The 20,279-nt window shown below is 41.2% G+C and carries 18 protein-coding genes; 6 read left to right on the forward strand and 12 right to left on the reverse strand.

Annotated features, from left to right (window positions below; genetic code table 11):
* The first annotated feature begins 167 nt into the window (after nucleotides 1-167).
* From L2672_RS09170 to L2672_RS09180, 3 genes are all read left to right on the forward strand, one after another.
* On the forward strand, nucleotides 168-1,496 hold the full coding sequence (locus L2672_RS09170) for a M16 family metallopeptidase (protein WP_248995541.1): 1,329 nt from the start codon (nucleotides 168-170) through the stop codon (nucleotides 1,494-1,496).
* Nucleotides 1,493-2,929, forward strand: coding sequence for a M16 family metallopeptidase (locus tag L2672_RS09175; protein ID WP_248995542.1), 1,437 nt, complete (start codon nucleotides 1,493-1,495; stop codon nucleotides 2,927-2,929). Before L2672_RS09170 ends, L2672_RS09175 begins: the two co-directional genes overlap by 4 nt.
* Nucleotides 2,930-3,040: 111 nt before the next feature.
* Entirely contained in the window at nucleotides 3,041-3,607 is a 567-nt protein-coding gene (locus L2672_RS09180) for a hypothetical protein (protein WP_248995543.1), read from the forward strand.
* Nucleotides 3,608-3,616: 9 nt separating this feature from the next.
* Here the strand turns inward: L2672_RS09180 and L2672_RS09185 are convergent, their stop codons facing one another.
* The 6 genes from L2672_RS09185 to L2672_RS09210 all read right to left on the reverse strand — a co-directional run bounded on the left by L2672_RS09185 (nucleotide 3,617) and on the right by L2672_RS09210 (nucleotide 8,938).
* Nucleotides 3,617-3,955 (reverse strand): DUF2956 family protein, encoded by a 339-nt coding sequence (locus tag L2672_RS09185; RefSeq protein WP_248995544.1) that lies wholly within the window; start codon nucleotides 3,953-3,955, stop codon nucleotides 3,617-3,619.
* Nucleotides 3,955-4,419, reverse strand: a complete 465-nt coding sequence (gene trmL / locus L2672_RS09190) for a tRNA (uridine(34)/cytosine(34)/5-carboxymethylaminomethyluridine(34)-2'-O)-methyltransferase TrmL (protein WP_248995545.1) — start codon at nucleotides 4,417-4,419, stop codon at nucleotides 3,955-3,957. The genes L2672_RS09185 and trmL overlap by 1 nt, the downstream gene beginning before the upstream one ends.
* A 103-nt stretch (nucleotides 4,420-4,522) precedes the next feature.
* Nucleotides 4,523-5,278: a hypothetical protein gene (locus L2672_RS09195; protein ID WP_248995546.1), complete on the reverse strand. Its 756-nt coding sequence runs from the start codon at nucleotides 5,276-5,278 to the stop codon at nucleotides 4,523-4,525.
* A 69-nt stretch (nucleotides 5,279-5,347) separates the two neighbouring features.
* A complete protein-coding gene (locus L2672_RS09200) occupies nucleotides 5,348-6,712 on the reverse strand; it encodes an ATP-binding protein (protein WP_248995547.1) in 1,365 nt (454 codons plus the stop codon).
* Nucleotides 6,712-7,398 (reverse strand): response regulator, encoded by a 687-nt coding sequence (locus L2672_RS09205; protein WP_248995548.1) that lies wholly within the window; start codon nucleotides 7,396-7,398, stop codon nucleotides 6,712-6,714. Before L2672_RS09205 ends, L2672_RS09200 begins: the two co-directional genes overlap by 1 nt.
* A gap of 85 nt (nucleotides 7,399-7,483) precedes the next feature.
* Nucleotides 7,484-8,938: a cytochrome C biosynthesis protein gene (locus L2672_RS09210; protein ID WP_248995549.1), complete on the reverse strand. Its 1,455-nt coding sequence runs from the start codon at nucleotides 8,936-8,938 to the stop codon at nucleotides 7,484-7,486.
* 292 nt (nucleotides 8,939-9,230) lie between these two features.
* On the opposite strand from L2672_RS09210, the gene L2672_RS09215 reads away from it, so the two are divergent.
* Both L2672_RS09215 and fieF read left to right on the forward strand, forming a co-directional pair.
* Nucleotides 9,231-9,725, forward strand: coding sequence for a Spy/CpxP family protein refolding chaperone (locus L2672_RS09215; protein WP_248995550.1), 495 nt, complete (start codon nucleotides 9,231-9,233; stop codon nucleotides 9,723-9,725).
* A 204-nt stretch (nucleotides 9,726-9,929) separates the two neighbouring features.
* Entirely contained in the window at nucleotides 9,930-10,799 is an 870-nt protein-coding gene (fieF, locus tag L2672_RS09220; RefSeq protein ID WP_248995551.1) for a cation efflux pump FieF, read from the forward strand.
* A gap of 79 nt (nucleotides 10,800-10,878) precedes the next feature.
* On the opposite strand, the gene glnG is transcribed toward fieF, so the two are convergent.
* The 4 genes from glnG to L2672_RS09240 all read right to left on the reverse strand — a co-directional run bounded on the left by glnG (nucleotide 10,879) and on the right by L2672_RS09240 (nucleotide 15,298).
* Nucleotides 10,879-12,291 (reverse strand): nitrogen regulation protein NR(I), encoded by a 1,413-nt coding sequence (glnG, locus tag L2672_RS09225; RefSeq protein ID WP_248995552.1) that lies wholly within the window; start codon nucleotides 12,289-12,291, stop codon nucleotides 10,879-10,881.
* Nucleotides 12,292-12,323: 32 nt separating this feature from the next.
* A complete protein-coding gene (gene glnL / locus L2672_RS09230) occupies nucleotides 12,324-13,361 on the reverse strand; it encodes a nitrogen regulation protein NR(II) (RefSeq protein WP_248995553.1) in 1,038 nt (345 codons plus the stop codon).
* 136 nt (nucleotides 13,362-13,497) lie between these two features.
* Nucleotides 13,498-14,028, reverse strand: coding sequence for a DUF4124 domain-containing protein (locus tag L2672_RS09235; RefSeq protein ID WP_248995554.1), 531 nt, complete (start codon nucleotides 14,026-14,028; stop codon nucleotides 13,498-13,500).
* A 145-nt stretch (nucleotides 14,029-14,173) separates the two neighbouring features.
* Nucleotides 14,174-15,298 carry a helix-turn-helix transcriptional regulator gene (locus tag L2672_RS09240; RefSeq protein WP_248995555.1) on the reverse strand — a complete coding sequence of 375 codons (1,125 nt, stop codon included), beginning with the start codon at nucleotides 15,296-15,298 and terminating at the stop codon, nucleotides 14,174-14,176.
* 197 nt (nucleotides 15,299-15,495) lie between these two features.
* Here L2672_RS09240 and L2672_RS09245 point away from each other — a divergent pair, with 197 nt between their 5' ends.
* Complete coding sequence (locus L2672_RS09245; RefSeq protein WP_248995556.1) at nucleotides 15,496-17,895, forward strand: PKD domain-containing protein; 2,400 nt, start codon at nucleotides 15,496-15,498, stop codon at nucleotides 17,893-17,895.
* 60 nt (nucleotides 17,896-17,955) lie between these two features.
* Here the strand turns inward: L2672_RS09245 and ppnP are convergent, their stop codons facing one another.
* Nucleotides 17,956-18,267 carry a pyrimidine/purine nucleoside phosphorylase gene (gene ppnP / locus L2672_RS09250; RefSeq protein ID WP_248995557.1) on the reverse strand — a complete coding sequence of 104 codons (312 nt, stop codon included), beginning with the start codon at nucleotides 18,265-18,267 and terminating at the stop codon, nucleotides 17,956-17,958.
* A gap of 169 nt (nucleotides 18,268-18,436) precedes the next feature.
* Nucleotides 18,437-20,254, reverse strand: coding sequence for a translational GTPase TypA (gene typA / locus L2672_RS09255; RefSeq protein ID WP_248995558.1), 1,818 nt, complete (start codon nucleotides 20,252-20,254; stop codon nucleotides 18,437-18,439).
* Nucleotides 20,255-20,279 lie beyond the last annotated feature (25 nt).

The raw sequence follows: 20,279 nt of genomic DNA on the forward strand, positions 1-20,279 counted from the left end.
AATCGATACAATTGTTTGTGATAGGTTGGTGGTTATTAATTAACAAGTCGATTAAATCAAGGTAGGTTATTGGGCTTAAGTGACCTATGTTGCAGTCGACTCAACAATAATGACCTCAACACGACATAACGCTAAATAAATTTCATTTATTATTGAAGGAGCAAAAGATGAAATGGACGCGATCAGCGTTAATATTTCTGCTGGCTATTTTCAGCACTCAAGGTGCTAAGGCAACAACAGCAGAAGATGTTAATAGCTTCACGCTAGACAATGGCATGAAAATCATGGTGTTAGAAGATAGTTCTATTCCTAACGCCAACATGTATCTTTTTTGGAAAGTGGGTTCTCGTAATGAGGTTCCCGGTATCACCGGTATTTCGCACTTTTTTGAACACATGATGTTTAATGGCTCAAAAAAATATGGTCCCAAAATGTTTGACCGCACAATGGAAGCGGCTGGTGGGGCAAACAATGCTTATACCACCGAAGATATGACAGTGTACACCGACTGGTTTCCTGCAACTGCGCTAGAAACCATTTTTGATCTAGAAGCCGACCGCATTGCCAACTTAGACATTGACCCTGATATGGTGGAAAGTGAGCGTGGTGTGGTGCAATCAGAGCGTACCACCGGACTTGAAAACTCTAACTGGCGCAGCTTACAAGAAGCGTTAAAAGGGGGGGCTTTTTCAGCGCATCCTTATAGTTGGTCTGTGATTGGTTATGAGTCAGATATTGCAGCGTGGACATTAGAAGATTTACAGCAGTACCACAAAACCTATTACGCCCCTAACAACGCTGTTGTGGTGATAGTGGGCGATGTTAAATTGGCTGAAGTAAAACGTTTAGCCAATACCTATTTTGCGCCTATTCCTGCACAAGCCCCGCCTAAAGCAGTTCGCACCGTTGAGCCGTTACAAAAAGGCGAGCGTCGCGTATTTGTGAAAAAAGAATCTGTTAGTACGCCAAATGTGATGCTGGCTTATCATATTCCTGCTACCAGCCATGCTGACTATTATGCGCTCGATTTGCTGGCAGATATATTAAGCCAAGGCAACAGTTCGCGTTTTTACCAAGGTTTAGTCGACAAACAGTTAGCTACAGCAGCAGAAACTTATGTCCCCATGTCTTTCGACCCGAATTTATTTTACATCTTAGGTGTGGCGAATCAGGGGGTGGATGCCTCTACATTAGAGCTAGCATTGCTTGAGCAAATTAACCAAGTGGCATTACAAGGTGTGACAGCTCAAGAGCTTGAAAAAGTTAAAAATATCAAGCTAATGAATTTTTACCGCCAAATGGAAACCATCAACGGTAAAGCCAACACTTTAGGCACTTATGAAATGTACTTTGGCAGTTATGAAAAGCTTTTTAGTGCACCAGAACGCTATAACCAAGTGACTCCGGAAGATATTCAGCGTGTGGCACAAACCTATTTAATTCGTGCAAACCGAACGGTTGGAGTACTAGCTGCAGTGGAGGAAAGCGACCAATGAATCGTCCCCTAAATTTATTCAAAACCACCTTTGCTGCCGCCACTATAGCGGGTGCATTAGTGCTAGGTGGCTGCGCCTCAACAGAGTCTTCAACAGTGGTACAAACGGGTAGCTTTACCTTGCCAGAGTATCAAACGTTAATATTGTCTAACGGCCTCAAGGTTAACTTAATGGTGCAAAAAGAAGTGCCGTTAATCACCTTTAATGCGGTTGTTAGAGCTGGCTCGGTGAATGATACGGCTTCAGGCTTAGCACATGTGACAGCCCAAGGGCTGATGTTAGGTGCGGGTGGCCAGTCTAAGTCCGATATTGAACAAACCCTCGACTTTATGGGCGCCAGTATTTCAACTTCGGCCTCAAAAGAGGGCAGCTACGTAGATGCGCTATTAATGAGTAAAGACCTTGATAAGGTGTTACCTATTTTTAAAAACGTATTGATGGCACCAGACTTTGATTTGGCTGAATTTAACAAGCTGCAACAGCGTGAAGTCGTGGGGTTAGCGCAGCAAAAAGAAAGCCCCAGAGCGGTAATTAGTCGCTACTTTAATAAGTTAGTGTTTGCTAAGCACCCTTATGCCAATCCAACCTCGGGTAATAGCGAGTCTGTTGCTAATATTAGCGTGGAGCAGTTGCGGGCGTTTCATAAAGGGTTTTATCAACCCAATAATGTTGCCATTAGCGTAGTGGGTGATTTTGACCCGCAGCAGATGCAGGCTAAATTAGAGCAAACCTTTGGTCAGTGGCAAAATTCTGAGGCTGTGGTGCAAACCCCATTAGCGGAAGGATTGCCTCAGCTGACTCAATCTCAAGTGTTATTAGTGGACAAGCCTGACGCAATAGAAACTACCTTTGTTATTGGTGGTATGGGGATTCCTTTCGACAACCCAGACTATGTTGGCTTAACCGTAGTTAACACGATTTTAGGTGGCCGTTTTACCTCTTGGTTAAATGATGAGTTACGGGTTAATGCCGGGCTTACCTACGGTGCGCGCTCTAGTTTTGTGCCCTACTCGCAATCAGGGGTGTTTTACATTAGCACCTTCACTAAAGCTGAAACCACTAAAGAGGCCATTGATTTAGCGTTGAAAACTTACGCAAGGTTGTGGCAAAAAGGCGTTGATCAAGCTACCTTAGATTCGGCAAAAGCTTATGTTAAAGGGCAGTTCCCACCTAAGTATGAAACTGCAGACCAATTGGCTGGGTTAATGTCTAATATGCATTTATATGGTTTTGGCAACGACTATATAAACCAGTTTCAAGCTAAAGTAGACAGCTTAACCTTGGCCGAGACTCAGCGTTTGATTAAGCAGTATTTTCCGCAGCAAAACCTTCAATACGTGTTGATTGGTAACGCTGAAAAAATTGCCGATGTCGCCAAGCAGTATGGTGAAGTGACCAAGATAGATATTAAAGAGAGTGGTTTTGGGAAATAATCGCATTAACCTGCCGTAACTGCATTGATGTATATAACATAAAGCCCTACTGATTCGATTCAGTAGGGCTTTTTTTACAGAAGTATTATGCTGATATACTGGTATATATTAATGAAGACGCGTAACAAGAATATGATGATGTTAAGCCAAAAAAGTTATGTCTATTTAAAACTGCTGATCAGTTTATTATTACTGACTAACCTCAACGCTTATGCCAATACGGGTAAAGGGCAGCTTAGTCAACTTTGCCCGTTAATTACGGGGCAATGGCAAGGCAGTGCGGCTAATCCAAGTGGTAATGTTAAGTCAGTAGAGACTGCAATTATGTGCTCGGCTGATCAACGAAACTTGTATATTAGTGTGAGTAAAGGTGCGCGCTTCAATAACAGTGAAACATGGTGGTTTAGATTGCGAGGTCAAGCCTTAGAGCTGATTTATTCAGACGGTATTAATGCCGATATCAACCAAAGCTTAACCCTTTATCAACAGGGTGACGGGTTTACTTTTTTGGGGAAAGGACAAATACAACAGCGACCTGCGCTAGTGCGTTTGTCATTTGACCCTATTGATTCCGCTGACAACAAACGTTGGTTATGGCAGCAAAGTGCCCATTATTTAGATGATGACAGTGATAGTTATCAAGTGATTAGAGCTATTGAACTTAACCCTTTGAATTAATTAAATTAGTTAATTAAAGTAATAAACCGCAAATCCTAGCCAGCTTAATGCCAGTAACAGTAATAACGCCCAAGCGACTGGGGTCATCATACTTTGCTCTGCGTATTCGGGCTCTTGCCCTGATGCTAACTCATCGTGCTGATTTTGTTTTGATTTAACCTGTTGCTTACGGGCTTTGTCTTTCTGTCTTGCTTGCGCTTTTTGTTGCTTCTTATATTCAGCAATGCCTTTTTCTATGCCAGCGGCAATGAGCTTAGTTTGCTCTTTGGTTTGGCCTGGCTTTTGTGTCGCTTTAGCCATAGCCATTGCTTTTTGTTGGGTTTCAGTAGAAATGGCAGACTTTTTCATTACACCGCACCTTCAAAGTCTAGCTGGCGCCACGCCTCGTAGCTGATGATAGCCACAGAGTTAGATAGGTTTAAACTACGGCTATTGGCTGTCATGGGAATACGCAGTCTTTGTTCCAGTGGCGTTGCATTAATAATATCCATAGGTAAACCACGGGTTTCAGGGCCAAATAACAGCACATCATCTTTAGCAAATTGTATCTGAGTATGAGGTCGGCTCCCTTTTGTTGTGCACGCCATAATACGTTTACCCGCCATTGCCGCGGCAAAGCTAGGGTAATCTTTGTGACGAGTCACATTGGTTAAGTCAGCATAGTCTAAACCTGCGCGACGGAGCTTTTTTTCTTCCAAATCAAACCCTAAAGGCTCAATTAGATGTAAATGCGCGCCATTGTTAGCACATAGACGAATAATATTTCCCGTATTCGGGGCGATTTCTGGCTCGTAAAGGGCAATATGAAACATGTTAACCTACCTCAAAAAATATCGAGGCATTATAGCTGATGTAATTAATTGCAACATTAACAATGTGACTTTATTACCGCCACTAGGGTGATTTTAGATAAGTTTAGTGGGACTGAAACCGCGAATGATTTCCTTGTATCATTTTAAAGCCGGCTTGTTTTAGTTGCGATAGAACCTGTTCGCTTTGGGGGCATTGTTGGTTCACCCATACCCCAACAGGAAAGCGTCTATAGGTTAATGCAGAGGCTTGTAGTTGAGAAATATCATAACCCAAATTGTCTGCTGCAAACTCAATGGCTTTAGCGTCCCCATAAAGGTAATCCACACGCTGTTTAAACAATAGCTGTACTCCTTGAGGAATGGTCTCCATTTGGAAAAAAGTCGCCCCTTCTGCAGTAAACTCTTTTATGACTCCTTCCGGGGTTTGCATTCTTAATTGGGCAATGGTTTTACCTTTTAATTGCTTACCCATAAAGGCATCTGGCTGGGTTAATCTAAAAAGTTTAAGTTCAATAAACTCTTCTTGTAAAGGGATTAAAATATGTGATGTGGTTGGGATAATGGGTGGGTATAAACTTAAACACCAGCGTTCACTTTCGACGGTTTTATGAGCTCTGGCTGCAGATAAAAAGTTGGCTTGAATATCAATAGAGGTCGACTCAGCAAAAACACGATATAGGGTAGATAGAATATAATTGTTGCTTTCTGATTGTTGAGAAATATAAGGAGGGTATTCAAACGCAATAACCTGAACCGGCTGCTCAGAGGCCATGGTAGGCGCAATCATGGTAGCCCAAATGATCAAGCTGGCTGCAACACGTCGATAATGACTAATGTTCATTTTTAACTCGATGAACATGAATGTCCTTTTTCCACTCCGCCAATATTAATAACTGAAGCATAGCAGTTTGTACAAAAGGGGAACTAATTATTTAGGAATTCTCATGTTAATAATTAACCCATGGGGCGTTGCATTAAAGGCTTTTAATTCGCCTTTGTGTACTTGAATAGCAGCTTGAGTAATGGCTAGCCCCAACCCCCAGCCTCCTGAGTTACGGTCTCGGGCATCGTCTGGACGATAAAAAGGCCTGAAAATAGCTTGTAACTCTTTGTCTTCTATGCCTTTCCCATCGTCTTTTATTTCAATGACAATTGCAGATTTTTCTTCAGTCGCCTGAATAATAATGTGTTTGTGAGCGTACCGAATAGCGTTGCGTAATACGTTTTCAACGGCTCGGCAAAGTGGCTTAGGGTGATGGGTAAATTTAATGCTGTCGTCGATATCAATCTGTAAGCATTTTTGTTGCTGCTCTGCTTCAAACTCGGCATCGTCTAATACTTGGCTGAGGGTTTCATTGAGCTCTGTGTAAACTTGTTTTTCATTGGCGTTTAAGGTCACTCTTGATAATGTTAGTAACTCACCAATAAGCTCATCTAGCTGATTAGCTTCATATTCAATTCGTGATAACTCAGTATTTTGTTGGCCTTTTTTGCGCGCTAACGCTAATGCGAGTTTTAATCGGGTAAGGGGGGTGCGAAGCTCATGAGAAATATCTCCCATTAAGCGCTGTTGGTTGGTGACCATAGCTTCAATAGAGTCTGCCATAGTGTTGAATGTTTGCGCTAATTGGCCCATTTCGTCGGTTCGGTTGAGGGTGGCTTTGTCAACCCGATTAGATAAATCTCCCTTGGCTAAGGCGTTAGCACTTTTCTTTAGGTTATTAAGTGGTTTACCTAAATACCACGCTAAAAATCCACACAATAACCCCGATAACAAAATCGCAATGAGGGTGACTAACAATTTATTTTCGGCAAAAAAGAAAAACCAAGGCCTTGGGTGGTTTGCCGGCATACGCCCATACACCTGATAAACTTGTTGTTTTATAGTGAAGTTGATGGGACCAAACAACAATTCATCCTTTAATTGGTGGCTGATAGGTTGCGGAGAGTCCTCTGCAAGTAACATAAATTCTCGCAGCGAACGGGGAACCTTACGGGTATTGATAACCTGTCCATCGGTATTGGTGAGGTAAATTTTTAAGGGCTTATTTCGATCAGAATATTTACGATGTATCTTATGTAAGTGATTTGAATCTAAAAGCTCTGGTTTATTTTTAATATCTTTGACTACGGTTTGTAATACCGTTTGCAAATGAGCGTTGAGTGGTGCTTTGTTGTGGTCTTTTAACATTATTGGTAGCGTTAGTACGATAGCAATAGTTAAAGAACTACACAGCCAAAAGCCAATCAGTAATTTAAAAAAGAGTCGATTAAATAGGTTACTTATACGCATTAAGGGATCCAAATATAGCCTTTGCCTCTAAGGGTTTTAACGCGTGCGCGGCCATCAGCTCTTTCAGGGAGTTTTTTACGTAAATTAGATAAGTGCATGTCTAAACTGCGGTCAAATGGCATCAGTTTTTTACCCAATACACTTTCGCTTAAACTCTCTTTGGTGACAAGTTCGCCAGGTGTAGATAACATATTAAATAATAAGCTAAATTCAGTTGAAGTTAGTATGACCAGCTGATCGTTGCAGTAGACCTCTTGGCGAGTAGCGTCGATGGTTAAGTCAGCTACTTTTAAGATATCTTGTGGGGATTGCTGAGTTTCAACAGGGGTTGCTCGACGTAAAATCGCCCGAATACGTGCGATCAGTTCACGGTCGTTGAAAGGTTTAGGCAAATAGTCATCTGCTCCAATTTCTAAACCGATAACTCTATCAATTTCATCGCCTCTGGCCGTTAGCATTAATACTGGCGTTTGTTTACGTTTGCGGATGCCTTTGAGCACCTCAAATCCCCCCAGCTTGGGGAGCATAACGTCGAGTAAAATGAGGTCGTAATTTGTTTGAGTGGCTTTATCTAACCCTTCTTGACCATCATAAGCTTGGCTGACCGTAAAGCCTTCCATTTCCAAAAGCTGGGTCAGTAACTCTGATAATCCGACATCGTCATCAATAAGTAATATTCGATTCATTTCAGCCCTCTGTGTCTATTTTTTTACTTTAACGTATCAGAGGGCTAGTTGAAATCATCATTGCACAGCTTTACATTGCTGTCTGTTATTGGTTTTTGAGTTTTACCGCCCGAATTTGATTAATTTTCACCACAATAAAGGTTAATAAAATGGCGCCGATTATCAGCCCTATGGATAAAACAGGGTCTTGTAATGCCATTGGATTGATCACTAGCATAGAACCTAACCCCAGCATCATAATGCCTGACATGAGTTTCAGTTTTTCGCCTTCTTTTTCAGTCAGTTTACGCTTACCTAGAGTGAGTGAAAACACGATAACAATCGTGGCTAACGGAATAACATAAATGACATTGTAGGCTACCAAATACAGGTATGTTTGCATTTCATCTAAGTTTGAAATAGACAGCACTGAAGTGTAGATCATAGGGAAGCCTGCAGTACAAAGTAGCTCATACGCATTGGCTAATATTGCCAACACTGATGAGCCGACTATCATAGTGGGTAATGAACTGGCTTTTGACAGTTTACCCATGCGTTTGATTAAACTACCACGGTTTTCTACCGACATTGATAAGCTGACATCGCCTCTACCAAAGCAATAATCTTTAATGTTTATCACCGCGGCGATTAAGGCTAGTACCCCTGCGCAGGTAATGATAACCCCACCGTCACCACCGCCTAATAGTTGGAATAAATTCAGCCAAGCGCTCATAAAAATGAAATAGATAAAACCAGAGAAAAACACAAAAATGCCGCCCACTAATAACATGCGTTTGCGACTGCCAGCATTAACCATAATGCTGAGTAAAAACAGTAAGACAAAGAAGGCGCAAGGGTTAAAGGCATCAACTCCTGCTAATACCACTGTAAGTAGTGGAAGTGACATCTTTTCTGGGTGAACTGCGCCAATGATAGGTAAATCGACCGGTTGAACCGCTTGGGTATCAAGCTCACTTGTGGTGTCAGCACCATTGGCCGCCATGCTACAAGTGCTTGCTGCATCAGCGCTTGTTTCATCGGTGCTATCGCCACAAGTGCCAAATAAGGGCGTATTGGCTTCATCTAAAGTAAGAAAATCTTGTAGTTGTTGGCTAATGACTTGTGAGTCTACTGTACCACCATGTTGTTGATAGCAATTCATTAAGCGCTCAACAATAAACTGCCCTGTTACTTGATGACTGTTGTACCCCACAATGGCTTCACCACAAATAGCAATATAAGGCACCGACTTAGGTTCAACGCCAGTGAGCTTACCCATTGCCATTAATTTATCAACATTACCTGTTTCGCTTATCAAGTAGTCGTCAACGGTCACCCAATCTAACCTGTCGTTTAATGCATCAATAAAGGGATGGGCTTTTTTGCAATGGGGGCAGGTTTGTGACCAAAAAAAGTGTAATTTAACCTGTGGGGTCTCAGTACTATGGCTTATCCATGTCATGTCATCTGACGGAGTGGCGTTAACGGTTGTGCTTGAAATGCCAAGCAATAAACTCATCAAGGCACAAAGTAGCATGATGCATAGTCGGAGGTGTTTCATAGTAGTCCTTAATACAACTCAATAATAAAGATTGTAAGCATTAAAGAAAACCTTGTAACGGTAAGGTTGGCTTATTGTTAACTCGATCTCGTAAAAATGTAAGTTGATGAAAATTTTGTTATTCAGATCACTTAACCACCGTTTTTTTACAAATTTACATAGCTTTACTCACTCAACATCCAACTTGACATTGCATTGGGTAAACTGGGTTCCATGTTGTGAAATATCTTTTACTGCAGTGACAAACTTACAGGCTATAAAGATGTTAGCCATTATTAACGAGGAAATACTTATGAAAGCATCAAGTTCATTTAAAGCGGGTTTAGTGGCTCTGATTGCCAGCTCAGCGTTATTAGTTGGCCCACTTCATGCCGAAACAGCGTCATCTGAAACGGATAGCGGTGCCAAGGTTGAGAAACAGCATGAAGGTAAAAAACATCATCGAGGTCATAAAAAAAGTAGCATGCACAAAATGCTACGTAAACTTGACTTAAGCGATGCGCAAAAAGCGCAAGTGAAGACCATAGTTGAAAAATATAAGGCACAACGTCCTGAAAAACCTTCTAAGGAAGAGCGTACTGCTCATAAAGCTGAAATGGTTAGCTTATTAACGGCTGCCAGCTTTGATGAAGTAACAGCACAACAGATGATCAGCCAAAAGCAAGTTCGCGAAGCTGAAAAAATGCTGCAACATATGAAAATGCAGAATGAAATTTATCAGCTGTTAACTCCTGAGCAGCAAGCTAAATTTACAGAACGTTTAGAACAAGGCCGTACACGCCGTTAATTAGTTTTGTTGTTTGCTTCACCTTAAGTAAAACTCTCCCCCCAGAGCAACAGGCCGCTAAGTCTCCCCCTTAGCGGTTTGTTGCTTTTTGTCACACTTCTTCATCTAATAGAGCATTGAAATGTAAACATGGTCGAAGCATTTAGGCTTTTATTGCTATGATTCATATTCGCATCTGTAGCAATAAAACTGAGCAATTAGGCAATGAGCACAAACGATAATTATGATTTTTGGGTAAAATTAGCCAGTAGAGCGTCTGTGGTAACAGCATTATGCTTAATTGTGATTAAGCTGATAGCGTGGATGTATTCAGGCTCTGCAAGTATGCTAGCGTCTTTAACCGACTCTTTTGCTGATGCACTGGCGTCAATCGTTAATTTTATCGCTATTCGCTATGCTATTGTTCCAGCAGATAAAGACCATCGTTATGGCCATGGTAAGGCAGAGCCTTTAGCCGCACTTGCTCAATCTGGGTTTATTTTAGGTTCTGCCTGTTTATTGTTGTTTTATGGAGCTGAAAAGCTATTTAATCCAACTCCGGTAACCAATGCCTCACTGGGTGTAGTGGTATCGATTATTGCGATTGTGATGACCCTAGCTTTATTAATGCTACAGAAAAAAGCATTGGCAAAAACCAACAGTACAGTGGTTGAGGCAGATTCACTGCATTATAAGTCTGATTTATTTTTAAACTCGGCGGTATTATTGGCGCTGGTTTTAGCCAGTTATGGCTGGTGGTGGGCTGATGGCTTATTTGCTGTTTTAATTGCACTTTATATTGGTCGAGAGGCTTTTGATTTAGGCTATCGCTCGGTACAAAGTTTATTAGACCGCGAGCTTGACCAGCCAACTCGTGAAAAAATTAAAGCTATTGCATTAGCCGATGAGCATGTGAAAGGTATTCATGATTTACGGACTCGGCAGTCTGGTAAAACAACTTTTATTCAAATGCATATTGAATTAGATGGTCAGCAACCGTTATTCGATGCCCATAAAATTACGGATAACACTGAGCGGCGTATTAGGCAGTCATTTGAAGATGCCGAAGTGATTATTCATCAAGATCCTATTTAACCTAAATTCGGGCTATTTAACCTGTGCCCAATAATGAGTAATGCATTGGCACATTTGTTTAACGCTCACTTATTTAAAGCTACTCCATTGATAGCTCTTTTAATTTGCGGGTAAGGGTATTTCTCCCCCAGCCTAGGCGTTTGGCCGCTTCTTGTTTATGGCCTTGAGTGTGCTTTAAGGCAGTTTCAAGCAAAATACGCTCAAAAGCTGGCTGCACTTCTGTGAGTAAATCATTTTCCCCAGCGCTGAGTTTTTCGTCAATCCAGCTCGTTAATGCAGATTGCCAGTCACCATGGGCAATATTGGATTGGCTGGCAGCAACAGGATCTTTTAATAATTCTGGCGGTAAATCTTGCGGTAAAATTTCTTGCCCTGAAGCCATAACCGTTAGCCAACGACAGGTATTTTCCAGTTGCCTAACATTACCTGGCCAAGGGAGCTGAGATAATTTTGTGGCGGTTTCTTTCGTTAATACTTTGGGTTCTACACCAATTTCTTTTGCTGCAGACGTTAAAAAGTGGGTCGCCAGTTGCGGAATATCTTCACGGCGTTGTGATAATGGCGGCAGATGAACCCGAATGACGTTAAGACGGTGGAATAAATCTTCACGAAAGTCACCTTTTTGAACTAACAGTTCCAAGTTTTGATGGGTTGCGGCAATTATCCGCACATCCACTTGCACCGCTTGATGGCCTCCGACTCGATAAAACTGACCATCTGAAAGCACCCGCAATAACCGGGTTTGAACGTCCAATGGCATATCGCCAATTTCATCTAAAAATAGAGTTCCACCATTGGCTTGTTCAAATCGACCTTGGCGAACATTGGCTGCGCCGGTAAAAGCGCCTTTTTCATGGCCAAATAGTTCTGACTCGATTAAGTCTTTTGGAATTGCAGCCATGTTGAGTGCAATGAAAGGGTTGTCTTTTCGCGGACTATGTTTGTGTAATGCTCCTGCTACTAGCTCTTTACCTGTACCTGATTGACCATTGATTAATACACTAATTGACGAGCGTGATAATCGGCCTATAGCTCGGAAAACCTCTTGCATTGAAGGTGCTTCACCAATAATTTCAGGGGTTTTTACTTCGGTTTCCGTTAATTGGATTGGCACTTGTTCAGTGGCATGAGTGAGCGCGCGTTCAACTAAAGCAATCGCTTCGTCGATATCAAACGGCTTTGGTAAATACTCGAACGCTCCCGCCTGATAGGCACTTACTGCACTGTCTAAATCAGAGTGTGCGGTCATAATAATGACCGGAATATGGGGGTAATGCAGTTGGAGTCTGTCGAGTAGGGTTAATCCATCTGTGCCCGGCATTCTAATATCTGACACAATGACTTGAGGTTGTGAAAGTTCTAAAGCCTGCCAAAGCGACTCGGCTGCTGCAAAGCTTGCACAGGTGAGCTTTGCACCTGATAGCGCTTTCTCTAGCACCCAACGAATTGAGCTGTCGTCATCCAGTATCCATACTTGTTCGCTTACTGTCATCTTGCTACCTCATGCTGCCTGTAGGTCTATCATTATTGTAATGGCAGAGTAATAATAAATTCGGTTTGACCGGGCGCAGACTTACAGTCAATACGCCCGCCATGTAATCTTGCAATGTTATGAGCAATAGAAAGGCCTAGCCCAGATCCCTCTTCGCGGCCCGTTACCATTGGATAAAATAAAGTGTCTAATAGGTCTGCAGGAATACCCGGCCCGTTATCAATAATTGATAATGCCAACACGACTTTATAGCGTTGGGTTCCTATGGTGACTTGGTGTTGGGTTCGGGTTCGAATTAAAATTTTTCCGCCAGATTTTTCCAATGCTTGAATGGCATTTTGAACAATATTTAACACTGCCTGCTGTAGTTGATCAGCATCCATTAAAATGTCGGGTATAGATGGGTCGTAGTCGCGGGTTAAATGGATGTTTTCGGGTAAAGCCATTTCCACTAACTTCAACACTTTTTGTACCACTTGATGGATATTATGTTCCGTATGCTGTGTCGGCCGTTGAGGGCCTAGCAACCGGTCAACTAAGCTTCTTAATCTATCTGCTTGTTCAATAATTAAATGGGTGAACTCTTTTAATTCAGCAGATTCAAGCTCTCGAGATAGCAGCTGTGCTGCTCCTCTAAGGCCGCCCAGCGGGTTTTTAATTTCGTGTGCTAAATTTCGTACCAGAAATTGTGCCGCTTCCTGTTGAGCATCCATGTTCAATTGCTGGTGAATTCTACGTTGCTGGTCAACTTGTCTAAGCTCGAGAATACTCAAGTTTTGTTGGTCTTCAATCGGAATAAGGGTTAAATCAACTGTGTGGTGCTGACCATCTAATGTTATCAGCGGGGCGGTATTCACTGTGATCCCTTGATTGGATGCAACTGCATCACGGAGGATATGCTCTTCTACTCCAAGTTGTTGATATAAATCGGTTAAGCGTAGTTCTAGCAATTTGTGGTTGGCAACGGCTAATAGTTGTTCTGCCGCTGCGTTGGCAAAGCAAGGCTTAAGGTTAGCGTCAATTACTAACACGGCCGTGACTAAATTATTAAGTAATTTTGTGGTGTCCATTTGCCATCCTGAATGAGGGGTTGCACCACTATGCTGCACCACTTTAGTGCAACAGGCAACCCGTATTCATCAAGCAAGTAAAATCTATTGTCAGAAACTAAAATTTTATAACCATATGTAAATAATAGGCTTTATTTTAATTTCCTCGAGGCGTTGGCCTCAAAATTACTGTTGCTTGATGAAGAAATATCTTTCTAGGAGGAGTTAATGCAAGGACTTTGCCGTTTTGATCCAAAGCCTTCACCACAATGGTGTGTTCACCGCGATTAATGCCTGAAAGTTTGAAGAGGGTAGATGTTTGTGGCTGAGCTTTTATTTCTCCGTCAACAAATAAAGCTAACAATACTCCCTTGGGTAACCTAGGAGCTACACCAACGGTGACATCTATTTTCCCTTCGTTACTACGAATGGTTTCTTCATGAATAGGTGAAACGATGGTTAATTCTAGCGTAGGTTGCTCTTTAGGCTTTTCTTGGGCGGGAGAATTGCGTTTAAGGGTATTTAATTCAGCAGTATTTTGTGTATTTTGGTTAATTTCAACTAACTCAGCATTTTCTTTGGGCTCGTCGGTGTAATGAACCTTTCCATTTTCATCTACCCAACGGTAAACCGCAGCATTACTGGCGATACTAATACAAAGTAGGCTGAATAATAAAAAGAGTCTCATTTAGGTTCCTTTCCAACGGGTGATTACACTTATATTAGACTGTTTTTTAACAAAAAGAAGGCTAATCTATCGAGTTATTATGATGACTAAGCTCAAGTTATTTATTTACAGGATATTTTTATAAGTTCTCAAAGCATAAAAATGGCTATCGGGTTAGAAATAGCCTTAACATAAGACAGACTAGCTCGGTTTGCGTTGAGGTCTGAGTTTTAGCAAGGCAAGACTTCAATTGTTGTCGAACAGTGGCAACATGACTTCCTCTAGTATGTGCTATTTTATCAGGTTGCATACCTTGTGTGAGTAGTTCACATACTTGTGATTCAGCAGGCGTGAGACCAAAATGGCTTTGAATGATAGCGATATCTAATCTGAGCTTGGATGCTGAGGGCTTAAAGTTCATGATTACACTCGGGTGTTCAATTATCCCACAGCTGGTCATTTCTCTATAAAGCCATGGTTTAACTGTGATTTTATATAACTCAGAACCTATGTAGCTGTAAAATGGCGCCGATAAGGTTTGGTTATATTCTATTGAGTGTAAACATTCACTAATTCTAATACGTAAAGCATTTTTAAGACCTTGATTGGTCAATAATAATTTATTTTTTTTGATAGAAAGCTCTTTAGTATGAAAGATCAGTTGCTCAAAAAGGTCATTATGGAAAATAACAGTATCTTTGCCTTTGCATATTAAAATCGGATGTTCTGAGGCATATAAAACAGACTCTAAGTTTAGAATTTGCTGCTGTTGTTTTTCAATAAGGTGCAATAACGAAATACTGTGTTGAATGTGCGGTAGTAGTGCATTGGCATGTTGGATTTCCTGATCATCATAACGCTCAAACTCTTTTGGCCTCATAATGCCTATCTGAGTGATTAAGTCACTATTTTTATCACATAACAGCGCACCAATTCCGAACCTAATTTGAGCGGGTTTGGCAAAGTCATGATAGATCTCTGAATGTGTAAACTGGTTTTCATCACAAATATAGTGGTTGGCATGAAAGTAGTTTAGACGGTTGTTAAATAACCCTTGGGTCCATAGGTCAACTTCAAAAAAATGTTGTTGATATCGCTCAAAATAATGAGAGTCAAAACCGATGTCATAAAATGAGTGTGGTTGGATATCTGCTTTGGTGCGGATAGCCATAAAACCGCAGGTAGAATTTAAATCATGTTTGATGTGATTCAATACTTCTGGCCAACTTTGAGCGGTATTGACTGTGCTATATATTTTTTCAATAGCACCTTTATGGTTGCTAGGTTGCACTGTTGAATCCTTTCTATATTACCTTTCTATATTACCTTCCTATAGTAACTTTAGTCTAAACCTCTATTTTGGCCATTTTTTATGCGTTTTATATCGTTAAATTGAGTCAGGCTATATACCATTTGGTAGATGATTTGGATGGCCATTTATCGTTAACTTTCTCAGGTAAAGTAATCGTCATTTTTAAGGAATAGAAAATGGATAAAAAAATAATCACTTTGCTGGTGGCCAGTAGTTTCTTAACAGCATGTAATAGTTCAGATGATGACCCTGTAGTTGTTGAGCCTGAAAATCAAGCCCCAACAGTTGTTGTGGCTGAAACAAATACTATTGTTGAAAAAAATACGGCGACACTAGCGGTGAGTGCCAGTGACAGTGATGGCAGTATTGCCTCCTATTCATGGGAACAACTCAGTGGGCCGACATTAGCCATAAGCGGTGCAGATACCAATACGATTTCATTTGATGCGCCATCAGTTGCTGTCGATACCCCTATCAGTTTCAAAGTAACCGTAGCTGATAATGATGGTGAGAAAGCCTCAATCAACATTGAGTCGACGATTGAGCGTATAGAGACTGATTATCTATTAGCAGGTCAAGTTGTCGGGGATATGTTTATGGGCAAGGAGTTGAAAGCGTCTGTAGCAACCGATACTGCGACAACGACCATTAATGAAGATGGCAGTTTTAGCCTTAATTTGCTTGTCGATGATGATATTCCTTCAACAAAGCTAGTCAAAATAGCGACTCAAGAAACCAGCGGAATTAACTTAACTCTATTGCTACCAGCATTAAGTGCATTAGGTGACACGACAGTCGCCCCAGCAAGGTCAGTCAAAGCAATTGGAATCAATAGCACTAGCACCAGTGTAAAACAATTAGCGGATTTGTTTGATGCAGAGTCTTTATCTGTTTCGGCCGTTTCTACGGCGTTATATAGCTTAATTCTTGCGTCAAATGAAGGGGTAGAGCCCGACAATATGAATGAAATTGAATTGATTGAAAGTCAACTCAATCCTCAAGATATCGTGCTCAGCGCCGCTGTGGTTAAAATATTGCTTGAAAGCGACAGCATAGCATTACCTGATGGTGTTGATGATATTATTGATTTGATTTCTGATGACGAGGCGTTAGATAGCTTTGTTGCCACGGTAGCTGAAACTGACCCTGATCTGATAGAGAATGAAATGGATGCAGTTATCGCGGATCCTAATTTAACTCCACCGGTTGATAGCAGCTCAATCGCTGAAGTGTATTATCAAACGGAACCTGTTGCGCCGACATTTTTAGCTCGTTCAGGCAGTCGTTATCAATTTGATGCGGATGGAACTGGAAAACTTGCAGATTCCTATGGTGTAAGCGAATTTGATTGGGAGATCATTGAGGGTGATATTCAGATTTTATATACCAATACAGTTAACTCATTATCTTATGTTTCGCCAGGTAGTATAGATGTGCTATCTCAAGAGGATATTGATAGATTATATGCGGCTGAATATTATCAAGTTGAAGTGATAGTGAGTAAAGTTAGTCAAAATTTAACACGCTTAACGACGGGCTCAGCATTAGATAGTTATTTTGTTGATACCGTCACTCGTTATGAAGTGACACCTATTATGCTAGAGTCTGGCACAATTACAGCCATGTGGGAGTCTGAAGGTGAAGCGGACTATCTTATGCGTAAGTCTACCAGTGAAGAGGCTCAATTTAAGTCGGCTGAACTTTCAGGGATGTTAGCATTAGGTGTATATAACGCTGAGTCTAGACACAATGTCTTGTTTGAACGCTTAGATTTTGAGACCGATGGGACTGGGGTCAGTGTTGATAATCAACTGAGTTATACATGGAGTGTCACTGATGGGGTGTTGTCTTTGACGTTTGAAGATTTTACCCAAACTTTTACTATTATTGATGTAGTGGGTGAGGATTACTCGACTTATTCAGAAGTGAAAAATAATGCAGGTGAATTAATTGCGGTCACATTTGGTGTCGCCACTTTCATTGCTGAAGATGTGTCATTTGATGAAACCAACAGTATCACAGGGGCTGATCGCTATTGGCAAACAACGGTTAATCAGTGGACGGCTGACTCATGGGATGAGGAACGCTTAAGATATTGTTCAGGAGAGTCTAATGGTTCCTCTTGCGAAAATGGCAGTGTTTTCTTTGGTTTTCAAACATTAAGTGATAATACCGGCACCCGTTACAATTATGCTGAGGGGATGCCGCCTTCATTAATCAATTATTCTGGGAACCCTTTAAATTGGTCAATTACATCTAATAATCGAGTCATTAAGTTTGACCATGTTAATTCATGTTTCGATGCCGAAGCCGTTTGTCGTTATCGAGAGTGGTACTTGCTCAAGGTTGAAGACGGCATTCTTGGCAAACGTTACTATGTTCAAGAAGTCGATTACAAGCGAAATGATTCTCAAAGTGAATGGTATAGCTTTATTGATTTTCGGTTTAACCAGTATGAGTTAATTGATTTAGACTACTTTAATCAATCTACGTCAGAAGTGCAGGCAACAGAGTTACAACGAGTAATTAATAATTTTGGTTATACTCACTTGGGATTTAATGCTCTTTTTCAGTAGCTTATAAATAGAATAAAAAAACCAGTTGCCCAGCAGCTGGTTTTTTATGTTTGACGTTAATTAATAATAGCTACAACAGTATTCTGAAATAACCGAATTACGAATACTAAAACTAACGTTTGCAGCTAGCTCGAATTGATTGCCTGCCGCTACGGTTATCCACTCTGTTGCATCTGGTAATAACACCTCAAACTCACCTGAAGTGATTTGCATAATCTCGTTTTCAGTGGTGCCAAAAGTGTATTCTCCCGGTAATACCACACCCAGTGTTTTGCGAGTGTTGTCTGCAAAAGTGATGGTACGACTAATAACTTTGCCGTCATAGTAGACATTGGCTTTAAGGTTTACGTTAACTTGATTGATGGTATCCATTAGAGATCTCTTAAAAATATTGATGAAGTGAATTTATAGTTATTTTTTATAAATATCTATTCATTTTTAAGTGTTGGTCATGAATCTTTTTTATGAGAAGAATAAACGGCCACAAAAAAGCCCAGATTAACTGGGCTTTTATTGGTTACTGATATTCGCTACTTACTGATTATGCACCAGCGCGACTTGCGCGTTTACGGTCATTTTCAGTTAGGTTTTTCTTACGAACACGAATGTTTTTAGGGGTTACTTCAACTAATTCGTCATCATCAATGAACTCAAGCGCTTGCTCTAGTGTCATTTGAATATGTGGCGTTAACACCTGTGCTTCGTCAGTACCTGATGCACGCATGTTAGTTAGCTGCTTACCTTTAAGACAGTTAACCGTTAAGTCATTTGAACGTGAGTGAATACCCACTACTTGACCTTCGTAAACTTCAGCAGCGTGACCAATCATTAGGCGACCACGATCTTGTAAACCGAATAGTGCGAATGTTAGTGCTTTACCCGTTGCATTTGAAATTAATACACCGTTTGCACGTTGACCAATTTCGCCACCTTTATGTGGACCGTAATGGTCAAACGAGTGGTAGATTAAGCCAGTACCAGACGTTGCAGTTAAGAATTCAGTTTGGAAACCAATTAGACCACGGCTTGGAATGATGAAGTCAACACGTACACGGCCTTTGCCATCTAGTTGCATGTCTTTCATTTCAGCTTTACGAGTACCTAATTTTTCAATCACAGTACCTTGATGATCTTCTTCTACGTCAACGGTTAGAGTTTCGTATGGCTCACATAGCTCACCGTCAATTGTTTTAGTGATAACCTCTGGACGAGATACCGCTAATTCGTAACCTTCACGACGCATGTTTTCAATTAAGATTGAAAGGTGTAATTCACCACGGCCTGAAACGCGGAAACGATCTGGTGAATCAGTTTCTTCAACACGTAGTGCCACGTTATGAACTAATTCTTGCTGTAAACGCTCAAGAATATTACGTGAAGTAACATACTTACCTTCTTTACCAGCAAATGGTGAAGTATTCACTTGGAATGTCATGGTCAATGTTGGTTCGTCAACAGATAACGGTGGTAATGCTTCAGCATGACCCACAGCACATACAGTGTCAGAGATTTTTAGCTCACCTAAACCTGTGATTGCAACAATGTCGCCTGCACTTGCAGAGTCAACTTCGTGGCGGTCAAGACCCATGTAACCTAATACTTGGCCAACTTTACCGTTACGGGTTTTGCCATCAGCGCCCACTACAGTCACTTGTTGGTTAACTTTTACGCTACCACGCTTAATACGACCAACACCGATTACACCAACATATGAGTTGTAATCAAGTTGCGAAATTTGCATTTGGAATTCGCCTTCAGCATCTGCATCAGGGAAAGAGACTTTTTCAACAATTGTTTGGAAAAGTGGGTTCATGTCTTCGCTAGTTTCGTCTGGATCTAACGTTGCGAAACCATTTAATGCAGAAGCGTAAACAATTGGGAAGTCTAATTGCTCGTCAGTAGCACCTAAGTTATCAAATAGGTCAAATACTTGGTCGATTACCCAGTCAGGGCGTGCGCCTGGACGGTCGATTTTGTTGATAACAACAATTGGCTTAAGGCCTTGAGCAAAGGCTTTCTTGGTAACAAAACGCGTTTGTGGCATTGGGCCGTCAACTGCGTCAACAAGAAGTAATACTGAATCAACCATAGATAGTACACGTTCTACTTCACCACCGAAGTCGGCGTGACCAGGAGTGTCTACGATGTTAATACGGTAGTCGTTCCATTTGATGGCAGTGTTTTTTGCAAGAATGGTAATACCACGTTCTTTTTCAAGAGCGTTAGAATCCATTACACGTTCTTCGGCTTCGCCTCGACTTTCAAGGGTGCCTGACTGAGCCAAAAGCTTGTCTACCAAGGTCGTTTTGCCATGGTCAACGTGAGCAATAATGGCGATGTTACGTAAATTCTCTAACACGGATAAAACCTCTAATACCATCAAA

Origin of the sequence: Shewanella gaetbuli (genome assembly GCF_023284065.1) — a bacterium.
GTDB classification, from domain to species: domain Bacteria; phylum Pseudomonadota; class Gammaproteobacteria; order Enterobacterales; family Shewanellaceae; genus Shewanella; species Shewanella gaetbuli.